The organism is Ferrovibrio sp., from assembly GCF_025869515.1.
Classification (GTDB): Bacteria; Pseudomonadota; Alphaproteobacteria; order Ferrovibrionales; family Ferrovibrionaceae; genus Ferrovibrio.
Genome location: NZ_JAOZVR010000041.1, coordinates 73180 through 74781, shown reverse-complemented (window position 1 = coordinate 74781; position 1602 = coordinate 73180). Strand labels below are relative to the sequence as shown.

The following is a 1602-nucleotide window of genomic DNA, read 5'->3' as shown; positions in this document are numbered from 1 at the left end:
GATGCGGCGCATGCCGAGGCTGGTGTCGACGGTGGCGGCGACATTGTCGGCCACCGGGGCATAGAAGCTGGGCCAGCCGCTGCCGCTGTCGTATTTGGTGTCGGAGGCAAACACCTCGGTGCCGCAGCCGGCGCAGACATATTTGCCCTGGCGCTTTTCCCGGTTCAGCGGGCTGGTGCCCGGCCGCTCGGTGCCATGGCCGCGCAACACGCGTTCGGCTTCGGGGGAGAGGGGCTTGCTGGTGGTGTCGGTCATGCTGAAATCCTCCGTCGCCACAAGGTAGCGCACGGCCGCGCCGCATCAACGGGCATCATGCCGCTGACACGGATCGGTGATACATCAACCAGCCAGCGGAGGCAGGAATGCTGATCATCCTTGGCGGCCGGCCGGGCAGCGGCAAGACCACACTGGCGCGGGCGCTGGCCCGGCGGCTCGGCGCCATGCACCTGCGCGTCGACAGCATCGAACAGGCGCTGAAAGCCGCCGGCATGGGCGGAATCGGCGCCGCCGGCTATGCGGTGGCGCAGCGGCTGGCCGAGGATAACCTGCGGCTCGGCCTGACCGTGGTGGCCGACAGTGTCAATCCGGTGGCGGCGAGCCGCGCCGGCTGGCGCGCGGCGGCAGCGGCGGCCGATATCGCGACGCTGGAAATCGAGGTGGTCTGCTCGGATGCCGCCGAGCACCGGCGCCGCGTGGAGACGCGGCAGGCCGATATCCCCGGGCATCGCCTGCCATCATGGCAGGATGTCGAGACGCTGCAGTATGAACCATGGTCGGCCGATCTGGTGATCGACACGGCGAAGGACGATACTGCGGCTGCGGTCGAAAGGATCGTCGCGCGGCTCAGCACCGGCTGAAACGCATCCGTCAGTCCGCCGTCGGTGCGGACACCGCGGCGGCGCCCATCACGCGGTCGCGGCCCTGCTGCTTGGCGGCATAGAGCGCGGCATCCGCCTCATGCATCCAGGCATCCATCTGCTGGCCCGGCGCCAGCATGGCCAGGCCGATGCTGACCGTCACCGAAGATGCACCGGGAATGACGGTGCCGGCGATCAGGCCGCGCAGCTCCTCGGCGAGCGCCCGTGCCGCCGCACCGTTCGTGTCGGGCAGCAGCAGCAGGAATTCGTCGCCGCCGATACGGAACAGCCGGTCGAGCCGTCGCACCCGGTCGGCCACCAGTGCCACCACGGTGCGCAGCACAGAGTCGCCGGCGGCATGGCCGAAGCGATCGTTGATCTCCTTGAAACGGTCGATATCGATCAGCAGCAGCGTGGCCGGCGCGCCGGTGCGGCGATGCCGCTCGACCACATCGTCGAGGCTGGTTTCCATCTGGCGGCGGTTATAGGCGCCGGTGAGCGGATCGGTGACGGTCTGCGCCACCAGCCGGTCATGCAGGTCGTTGATCACGCCGAGGATGATGTTGACGATCACGATGGTGAGCAGCAGCGAGGCGAAAACGCGCACCGCCGTGGCCGCATCGACCTGCACCAGCACCAGCGTGGGGGGGGGGGGGGGGCCCCCCCCCCCCCCCCCCGCCCCCCCCCCCCGCCCCCCCCCCACAAAAAACAAAAAAACGACAGCCTAGGAGGGCCACACACCCAC

3 protein-coding genes are annotated in these 1602 nt (G+C 69.4%); 1 reads left to right on the top strand and 2 read right to left on the bottom strand.

Annotated elements, in window-relative coordinates:
- Positions 1 to 255, bottom strand: a 255-nt coding sequence (locus OJJ21_RS05985; RefSeq protein ID WP_297684137.1) for a peptide-methionine (R)-S-oxide reductase, incomplete at its 3' end; no start/stop codon positions are given.
- Between the two features lie 107 nt (positions 256 to 362).
- Between OJJ21_RS05985 and OJJ21_RS05980 the strand changes: the two genes are divergently transcribed.
- The gene (locus OJJ21_RS05980; RefSeq protein ID WP_297684135.1) at positions 363 to 857 is read left to right on the top strand and encodes an AAA family ATPase; all 495 of its coding nucleotides are present in this window, start codon (positions 363 to 365) and stop codon (positions 855 to 857) included.
- Between the two features lie 10 nt (positions 858 to 867).
- On the opposite strand, the gene OJJ21_RS05975 is transcribed toward OJJ21_RS05980, so the two are convergent.
- Positions 868 to 1488 (bottom strand): GGDEF domain-containing protein, encoded by a 621-nt coding sequence (locus OJJ21_RS05975; RefSeq protein WP_297684132.1) that lies wholly within the window; start codon positions 1486 to 1488, stop codon positions 868 to 870.
- Between the last annotated feature and the right edge of the window lie 114 nt (positions 1489 to 1602).